Raw genomic sequence first — 8348 nt, 5'->3', positions numbered from 1 at the left:
AAAAGTGCGATGATGATGGATGGAATAGTTATCATAAATTTGGAAAGAAATTCGATATCAGGGATGTGACTGAATGTTTGACTGATGAGAGGAAGAGAAGAAACAACTGTGATCCCAGACATCACTCCCATAGTTGCTATGAGCAGTAGAGAGATCTGGATATTTTTGTTTATAGTTTTAGACATGTGAAGCTTTATATGAAAATAATGATCAAAAGAAATTATACCTTCTTTTAAATCTTTAGGTAGTTAGTTTATCAAAATCCTAGCGTAAAACCGCCTCATAAAAGAGAGCAGACATTTTTTATGACTCTTGTAGTTGGAGATGGCAAGCCAATGACTCTTCTGCCAACATATCAGCGATGGTATCTCTGCTATTGATGGTATGTTTGATACCCAATGACGATATCATCTCCTCCTCCTCACTATTATTTACTTTTACAATACTGTTGATCGATGGATCAAAGGAAGCAATATTTTCACAGATCAATTGTCTCTGCATCTCATTTTCAATGGTAACAATGATAGCAGTACAGTCATTCACATTGAAATGGGACAATACCATTCGTTGAGCGGCATTCGCAAAATAAATCGCCTCTTCACCCTGTGCAATGACTTTATCTACTACCTTAACATCATGTTCAAGAATAATATAGAGTAGATTTCTCTCTTTAAATATTTTGACCAACTTTTGTCCAATAGGTCCATATCCACAAACAATAATATGATCATGATAAGTGTCACCGATAAGGGCTCTATCGCGTAATGTTTCCGGTTCTTTATGAAACATGTCTGCAAGTTTTTTAATGTTTTTCAACACAAAAGGAGTGATCATCATTGAAAGAACTATCGTAATGATCATGATCTGATTTAATTCTGGAGATATTAAGTCATTAGCACTTGCAATTGCAAAAATGGCTAACGAAAATTCTCCTACCTGAAAAAGTGCCAATGATGTTTTAAATGCTGTTCTTTTTTGTACAAAAAACTGCAAAATACCCAAGATAATAAACCCTTTAAGAAGCATGATACCTAGAAGTAACCCCAAGATAACATACCCATAATCTATAAGAGAATGCCAATCGATCAGCATTCCTATCGTTACAAAAAATACCCCTAAAAGAATATCTCGAAATGGAATAAGATCTGTTTCTATACGGTAACGATATTTTGTTTCTGCGATCATCATCCCACCTATAAAAGCTCCTAACGAGTAAGTAAAACCAAATGCATACGCTAAATATGAAGCACCCATCACAATGAGAAGTACAGCAACCAAAAAGATCTCTTCTGAGCCTGTAGACATCACCCAGCCAAAGAATTTTTCAAGAAAAAATTTACCAATAACAAACAGTATCAAAAAAACGACAATGGCACTTGCTACTGTTTCCAATAAAAGCACAGAGATTGACTCTGACTCAGAAGTAAAAAAAGAGACCATTAAAAGGATAGGTATGACGGCAAGATCCTGAAAAAGCAATATGCCCAAGGTTACACGGCCATATCCAGAGTGTATCTCATTATTTTCATTGAGAATTTTGAGAACAATAGCTGTTGAGGAGAGTGCTAAGGCAGCACCCACAACAATTGCACTTTTTGTCTCCAAGTCAAAAATAAATAAACCCATAACGGTAAAAAGTGAAGCGGATAGAACTACTTGAAGTGTTCCATAAACAAAAACTTCTTTTTTCATTCTCTTAAGATGATTGACTGAAAATTCCAATCCAATCGTAAACATTAAAAATACGATCCCAAACTCAGCCAAATGCGATAAGAAATCTTTTGAATCTTCAGCAAAATGAAAAATGGAAGAAATAGCAAAACCAGCGAGAACATACCCGATCACTGTAGGCATATCAAACTTTTTTAAAAAGACATTGAGCACTGTTGATATACTAATCGTAATAATTAAAATCAGTAATGCATTTTCCATTTTTCTATTCCATTTTTCTTTTATTATATATAATTTTTATACTGTAATCATAGCTAAACTGTATGTAAAATAGGTAATATTTTCTATAATTTATATTTAATTGTAGGCAATACAAATTACATCTTGATCAACTAACCCCCTCTTCACCAATATTTCGCTAAAATCGCGTTAATAATATTATAATACTTAAGGAATACCATGGGACTCAGCATAGGACTAGTCGGACTACCAAATGTAGGAAAATCAACAACTTTTAACGCACTCACAAAGGCACAAAATGCAGAAAGTGCGAACTACCCTTTTTGTACCATTGAACCAAACAAAGCTGTGGTACCTGTACCAGATGAAAGAATAGACAACCTTGCGAAAATAGTTAAACCTGAAAAGGTTCAGTACTCTACACTGGATTTTGTAGACATCGCAGGACTTGTTAAAGGTGCAAGTAAAGGTGAAGGTCTTGGAAACAAATTTCTTTCCAACATTCGTGAAACAGAAGTGATCCTACACATTGTAAGATGTTTCGAAGATGAAAATGTGGTTCACGTTGAAGGTTCTATAGACCCGATCAGAGATGTCGAGATCATCGAACAGGAACTTCTCTTTGCTGATTTGGATGCTGTTGTAAAACGTATAGAAATGCTTAAAAAGAAAGCCAGAGGTAATGACAAAGATGCAAAAGAGCAACTTGAGGTTGCAGAAGCACTCTTGTCTCATATAGAAGAAGGTCATCCTGTATCTACTTTTTCAGACATCGAAAGTGATGGTTTTTTGGCTATGAATAAAGATCTGCGTCTACTTACATCAAAAGAGATCATGTATGGTGCAAATGTTGATGAAGACGGACTTGCAGAAGATAACGAATATGTCCAAGTACTCAAAGCATACGCTACTGATCGCAACAGTGAAGTGATCAAACTTTGTGCTAAAGTCGAAGAAGACATGGTAGACTTTGATGAAGAAGAAAAGGAAGAAATGCTCAATGATCTTGGGGTGGAAGAGAGTGGTCTTGACCAGATCATCCACAAAGGTTTTGATAAACTAGGTCTGCAAAGTTACTTTACTGCCGGTGTCAAAGAAGTACGCGCATGGACGATACGCAAAGATACGACAGCACCAAAAGCAGCTGCAGTCATACATAATGACTTTGAAAAAGGTTTCATCCGTGCAGAAGTCATAAGTTATGAAGACTTTATAGAGTTCGGTGGTGAATCTGGTGCAAAAGACGCGGGTAAAAACAGATTAGAAGGTAAAGAGTACATTGTTCAAGATGGCGATGTAATGCACTTTAGATTTAACGTTTAAAAAAGGACAATGATGAGAAAATTACTTTTAATTGGATTAGTTGGTTTTGTTTTACTTGGTTGTGATAGTAAAAAAGGTACATTTCTTGAAACTGTGGAGAGTGAAAATGATCTTCCTACTGCCGTGGCTAAGCTAGAAAAACTCATCAAAGCACAAGGTTTAACACACTTTAACACCATAGATCATAAAGCAAATGCAAACAAAGTCGATATGAACCTGAAACCTGAAACTGTTGTCGTTTTTGGTAACCCTAAGATGGGAACTGTACTAATGAACTGTAATCCTTCTATGGGACTGGACCTACCGCTTCGTATGCTTTTTACAACAGACTATGAAGGTAAAACAACGATCACTTATACGAATCCTGAATACTGGTCTTTAAAACATAATATTAAAGACAAAAATTGTTTAAGCATACTAAATAAAGCAAAAATGGCATTAGGTGGTCTTGCTCAAGAAGCTGGTAAAAAATAATATGCTCATAAGTACAAATGAAATACTCTTTCGTATTAAAAAGGCATTAAACCTCACTATGGAAGAAATGTTAAAAACATATAGTCTTGAAGACTATCCAATGGAGACTTCACATTTAGAGACTCTACTTAAACGTCGTCTGGATGATGGATTTATAACAGCAACCTATGAAGAGTTAGGTGTATTCTTAGACGGACTTGTAACCCTTAAAAGAGGTCCATCCCCTAGAAAACCCAATGATGATGAAGCTGTTGAACTTACAAATAACCTCATACTGAAAAAGCTACGTATTGCTCTTGAACTCAAAGAGGCAGAGACGGAGATCATCTTTGGTCTAGCCGATGTAGAACTCAGTAAACAACAACTAGCCTCTCTCTTCCGTAAAGAAGGTCATAAAAACTTTAAAGAGTGTTCAGATGAATTACTTATGGCATTTTTAGACGGTTTAGATGAGTTTTACTATGTAGGAGAGTTAGACTAAGTCTCTCTTTTCAACATTGTGAACATCAAAAAATCACTTCAAGCACTAAAAACCGATCTAGCGCACAAAGAAACAACACTCAAAACCATACAACACCTCTATCCTCATTTAGTCAATTTATCAGAGAAACAAGTACTGTCATACTTTAACGTCACCACAATAGAAGAGCTAAAAGAACATATTCAAGATTCTATCAAAACTTCTACTGAATATGAAATTGATCGCGCTACACTCTGTTCTTGTAAAGATAGTAAAGGAGAGTGCAAAGAGCTCTATGATACACAAGAAATAGCTCAAGAGAAAGCCGATCAATTAATGACTCATCAGATGTTAAAACTCAGAGTGTATCCATGTCCATTTGGTTACGGATGGCATTTGACAAAAGGGTGATCCGACACACTTAAACGAATTTAAAAATGAAATCGAATGTTTAGCTGTTATAATAGTGAAATTTACCACTAAGGAGTTGCAACATGAGAGATATTGTTTTTCCTTTTTTGGAACATACAGGTGCAGCATTAAAAAGCTTTTCAAAAGGTGAAGCACAAGTCGAGTTGCATGTTCAGCCTTATCATCTGCAGCATAAAGGTTTCATACATGGCGGGGTGATATCTACTTTGATGGATAATACTGGATGGTACGCTGCAGTCTCAAATCTTGAAGAAGGTTTTTCTGCCGTAACGATGGAGATCAAGATCAACTATCTGAAACCTGCATTGGGGAAATATCTTTTGGCTTCTGCTTCCATAAAACGACAAGGTCGTACCACATCATTTGTGACCATTGAACTTCATGATGAAGATAAACTTGTAGCATATGCTACAGGTACCTATGCCATAATCTCAGAAGATTAAACTTCCAAGACCAACTTCACAGGGCAATGGTCACTGCCCATAACATGATCTAATATATCGGCATCGACGATCTTCTCTTTGAGATCATCTGAGACGAAGAAGTAATCAATTCTCCAGCCTACATTTTTACCTCTTGCTCCTGCTCTGTAACTCCACCAACTATAACGATCTAATTCATCACCTTTAACATGTCTAAAAGTATCTATATATCCATGGTCTATGAGTTTATCCATCCATTCACGTTCCATTGGCAAGAAGCCCGACGTTTTTTCATTGGCTTTGGGACGTGCAAGATCAAACTCTTTGTGTGCTGTGTTTACATCACCACATACGACAATTGATTTTCCTTCATCTCTTAATGTATTAATATGACTTAAGAAACGATCATAAAATTCCATTTTATAGACTAAACGTTCATCATCACGCTGTCCATTGGGAAAGTACACATTGAAGTATGCGATATCTCCGAAATGATATTCATTGATACGTCCCTCATCCAAAATATCTACATGAGAACAACATGATGCCTCACCCTTGATATCTGTGTAGAGTGCTACACCTGACTGACCTTTTTTAGATGACGAGTTGATACTTTGGAACTTATATTCTCTGTCAAATATACTGTCAGGTATTTGATCTGCTTCTGCTTTGATCTCCTGTAGTCCTAGAAAGTCCACTTTTTCTTCATCTATCCACTTTAGGGCTTCTTTCTTTTCTACTGCTCTGATACCGTTAACATTCCATGATATAAAGGTAAGTGTACTACGACTTGACATTTAGTCTCTCCCTGCTCTGAGTTCAATTTATTTAGATAGAATAATACCAAAAGAGACTTCAAACAAAAGGTAATTTATGGCACGAGAAGACAAAGAACGCTGGGATGAAAAATATCAGAACAATAAAATCCCAGATGAGCCCATAAAACTTGTCACTGACTATGCTAAACTTGCTACAGGTAAACAAGCTCTGGACATTGCATGCGGTATGGGACGACACAGTAAATACTTAGCTTCACTTGGCTTTGAAGTGGATGCATTGGACATCTCAACTGTTGCCCTGGTACAACTAAAAGATATTCCTCAGGTTCATGCTAAAGAAGTGGATTTTGATACCTATACCCTTGAAAAAGAAAAGTATGATCTTATAGTCTGTACGTACTATTTAGAACGTACACTTTTTCCCCAGATGATTGATGCCCTTAAACCAAATGGAATTATACTTATGGAAACATTTTTACACCATCCAGATAATGAACGTCCATCTTCTAATCCTGCTTTTCTTCTTAATGATGGTGAACTTGAAGCAACTTTTGAAGAAAGATGTGAACTGTTACATATACCTAAGTTTTGGGATGAAGACTACCAAGGATACAAAACAATGAAAACATCTATGGTTGCACGCAAGAAGAGTGTGTCATGACAGTTAATAACTTTTTGGCGTGGCTTCCAAACTAACCCCTAGGAGTTAATTACGGTACTCACTGGTGTACCCTTACGTGGATTTTTGAAAGAGTGACTTAAATTAAAAATGATGAGATAAGACCTATAAGTCCACCAAAGACACCACCCCACACAACTAACCAGCCTAAATGCTCTTTGATCAGTTCTTGTACTAATTCTTTGACCATCTTGGGAGTAAGTTCTTCCAGTCGTCTTGTAATGAGCGCTTCAACTGAGTCGATCATATCATCACTAAGTGCTGAACTTTGAATATGATGGTCAAGTTGTGCTTTAAATACAGAGGAATCAACTATAGAACTTACAGCACTTTTAAGTTTACGTGAAAAAGGATCACGTAATCCTTCTAATGCTTCTTCTCCTCCGAACATAGCTATAGCTCCTCCAAACTTCGACTCCATCACCGTTTTTGAAAGCGCATCAAAAGCAGGAGAAAAGTCCGCACCTTCAACTAGAGGTCTAAGATCGATCTTCTCCTCTTCTTTTGAGAAAAACTCCCCTAACTGTTCTTTACTAAAGAATTGTTTCATGATCATCTCACGGATAGACTCTTTAAACACAGTAAAATTTTTTTCTATAACCCCGGAACCGTAAAGAAAAGGTACTTTTTCAAATAACATATGAATAGCCAGTTGGTTGGTTATGGCACCAGAGAGTGCAAAAAGACCTGTAAACAACATAGCATCATGATAAGGAGATGGTATAAAAAATGATACACCAATCAGTAATAAAGAAAAAAGATCGGTTATCAGAGATTTAGACATAAAATATCCTATTAAAATTTTGCTGTAATATAGCAAAATATGGGTTATATTACGGTTTGATACTCCACCTCATTTATGGAGTGGAGTATCAATTCTCTTGACTTTCTGCAAGATTTTCTATAAGTTTCACCATAAGTCTAACCCCTGCACCAGAAGCACCAAAAGGATTTTCACCCCATGCATGTTCTACAAATGCAGGACCCGCAATGTCTATGTGTGCCCATTTATCTGTATGGTCTTTATCTATAAATTCAGAGAGGAATTGACCTGCCGTGATCGCTCCACCATAACGTGTATTTGATATGTTACATACATCAGCGATATCAGATTTGATAGTCTTCTTAAGATAAGGATTGAAATCTAAAGCAGTTGCCAATTCACCCGAACGTTTTGCAGCATCTACTACAAGTGACTTTATCTCATCAGAGTTACCCATGACACCTGAAGTATAATGTCCTACACCCACAACACATGCACCAGTAAGTGTTGCAAAGTCGAAGAGGTAGTCAGCTTTTACTTCCTGCTGTGCGTAACAAAGAGTATCTGCGAGGACCAATCTACCTTCTGCATCTGTATTACGGATTTCGATCGTTTTACCATTTTTAGCGACGAGTACATCATCCGGTTTATATGCATCTCCACCGATCATGTTTTCTACTGCACCTACAAAACCATGTACCTCTATAGGTAAGTTCATCTCTGCAACGGCCTTCATGATACCTATCACTGCAGAACCACCACTTTTATCTGACTTCATTGTTACCATGAAGTCTGCCGGTTTGAGGCTAAGTCCACCACTGTCGTATGTAAGGCCCTTACCTACAAGAGTAACCACGCATTTTGCGTCTTTTGGTTTATGTGCAAGGTGTATAACTCTTGGTTTATGGCGGCTTGCACGTGCGACGGCAAGTAATGTTTCCATTTTCTCTTTTTGAAGCTCTTTTGGTTTAAGTACTTTACATTTTAGGCCCGTTTCCTTTGCCATTGACTCAGCGATATCAGCCATGACATCAGGATAACAGTCATCAGGAGTCGTATTGACGATATTACGTGTAAAGTTTGTTGCATCAGCAGTAATCTGTGC

The 8348-nt window shown here is 36.9% G+C and carries 11 protein-coding genes; 6 read left to right on the top strand and 5 right to left on the bottom strand.

Features of this window, described 5'->3' with window-relative positions; all coding sequences use genetic code 11:
• Both WBM70_RS07360 and WBM70_RS07355 read right to left on the bottom strand, forming a co-directional pair.
• A partial coding sequence (locus tag WBM70_RS07360; protein ID WP_424557853.1) for a hypothetical protein occupies window positions 1-185 on the bottom strand: 185 nt, incomplete at its 3' end.
• Between the two features lie 118 nt (window positions 186-303).
• Window positions 304-1932, bottom strand: coding sequence for a cation:proton antiporter (locus tag WBM70_RS07355; RefSeq protein WP_424557852.1), 1629 nt, complete (start codon window positions 1930-1932; stop codon window positions 304-306).
• A 198-nt stretch (window positions 1933-2130) separates the two neighbouring features.
• Here WBM70_RS07355 and ychF point away from each other — a divergent pair, with 198 nt between their 5' ends.
• The 5 genes from ychF (at window position 2131) to WBM70_RS07330 (ending at window position 5043) form a co-directional block, all read left to right on the top strand.
• Window positions 2131-3234: a redox-regulated ATPase YchF gene (gene ychF / locus WBM70_RS07350; protein WP_424557851.1), complete on the top strand. Its 1104-nt coding sequence runs from the start codon at window positions 2131-2133 to the stop codon at window positions 3232-3234.
• 12 nt (window positions 3235-3246) lie between these two features.
• The gene (locus tag WBM70_RS07345) at window positions 3247-3708 is read left to right on the top strand and encodes a DUF302 domain-containing protein (RefSeq protein ID WP_424557850.1); all 462 of its coding nucleotides are present in this window, start codon (window positions 3247-3249) and stop codon (window positions 3706-3708) included.
• A gap of 1 nt (window position 3709) precedes the next feature.
• Window positions 3710-4189 (top strand): DUF1456 family protein, encoded by a 480-nt coding sequence (locus tag WBM70_RS07340; RefSeq protein ID WP_424557849.1) that lies wholly within the window; start codon window positions 3710-3712, stop codon window positions 4187-4189.
• 18 nt (window positions 4190-4207) lie between these two features.
• The gene (locus tag WBM70_RS07335; RefSeq protein WP_424557848.1) at window positions 4208-4579 is read left to right on the top strand and encodes a hypothetical protein; all 372 of its coding nucleotides are present in this window, start codon (window positions 4208-4210) and stop codon (window positions 4577-4579) included.
• Window positions 4580-4662: 83 nt separating this feature from the next.
• Window positions 4663-5043 (top strand): PaaI family thioesterase, encoded by a 381-nt coding sequence (locus tag WBM70_RS07330; protein WP_424557847.1) that lies wholly within the window; start codon window positions 4663-4665, stop codon window positions 5041-5043.
• On the opposite strand, the gene WBM70_RS07325 is transcribed toward WBM70_RS07330, so the two are convergent.
• The gene (locus WBM70_RS07325; protein ID WP_424557846.1) at window positions 5040-5819 is read right to left on the bottom strand and encodes an exodeoxyribonuclease III; all 780 of its coding nucleotides are present in this window, start codon (window positions 5817-5819) and stop codon (window positions 5040-5042) included. The two genes, WBM70_RS07330 and WBM70_RS07325, sit on opposite strands and share 4 nt — an antisense overlap.
• A 76-nt stretch (window positions 5820-5895) precedes the next feature.
• On the opposite strand from WBM70_RS07325, the gene WBM70_RS07320 reads away from it, so the two are divergent.
• Window positions 5896-6462, top strand: a complete 567-nt coding sequence (locus WBM70_RS07320) for a class I SAM-dependent methyltransferase (protein ID WP_424557845.1) — start codon at window positions 5896-5898, stop codon at window positions 6460-6462.
• 97 nt (window positions 6463-6559) lie between these two features.
• On the opposite strand, the gene WBM70_RS07315 is transcribed toward WBM70_RS07320, so the two are convergent.
• Window positions 6560-7264: a DUF445 domain-containing protein gene (locus tag WBM70_RS07315; protein ID WP_424557844.1), complete on the bottom strand. Its 705-nt coding sequence runs from the start codon at window positions 7262-7264 to the stop codon at window positions 6560-6562.
• A gap of 88 nt (window positions 7265-7352) precedes the next feature.
• Window positions 7353-8348: leucyl aminopeptidase (locus tag WBM70_RS07310; RefSeq protein ID WP_424557843.1), on the bottom strand; the 996-nt coding region annotated here is incomplete at its 5' end.

Origin of the sequence: Sulfurovum sp. (assembly GCF_049668085.1) — a bacterium.
Lineage (GTDB): Bacteria > Campylobacterota > Campylobacteria > Campylobacterales > Sulfurovaceae > Sulfurovum.
This window is presented reverse-complemented; position numbering and strand designations above follow the sequence as displayed.

Excerpts from the sequence above, each read along its gene's own strand:
- WBM70_RS07355 (WP_424557852.1), bottom strand. The coding sequence starts at position 1,932 with ATGGAAAATGCATTACTGATTTTAATTATTACGATTAGTATATCAACA.
- ychF (WP_424557851.1), top strand. The coding sequence starts at position 2,131 with ATGGGACTCAGCATAGGACTAGTCGGACTACCAAATGTAGGAAAATCA.
- WBM70_RS07345 (WP_424557850.1), top strand. The coding sequence starts at position 3,247 with ATGAGAAAATTACTTTTAATTGGATTAGTTGGTTTTGTTTTACTTGGT.
- WBM70_RS07340 (WP_424557849.1), top strand. The coding sequence starts at position 3,710 with ATGCTCATAAGTACAAATGAAATACTCTTTCGTATTAAAAAGGCATTA.
- WBM70_RS07330 (WP_424557847.1), top strand. The coding sequence starts at position 4,663 with ATGAGAGATATTGTTTTTCCTTTTTTGGAACATACAGGTGCAGCATTA.
- WBM70_RS07325 (WP_424557846.1), bottom strand. The coding sequence starts at position 5,819 with ATGTCAAGTCGTAGTACACTTACCTTTATATCATGGAATGTTAACGGT.
- WBM70_RS07320 (WP_424557845.1), top strand. The coding sequence starts at position 5,896 with ATGGCACGAGAAGACAAAGAACGCTGGGATGAAAAATATCAGAACAAT.
- WBM70_RS07315 (WP_424557844.1), bottom strand. The coding sequence starts at position 7,264 with ATGTCTAAATCTCTGATAACCGATCTTTTTTCTTTATTACTGATTGGT.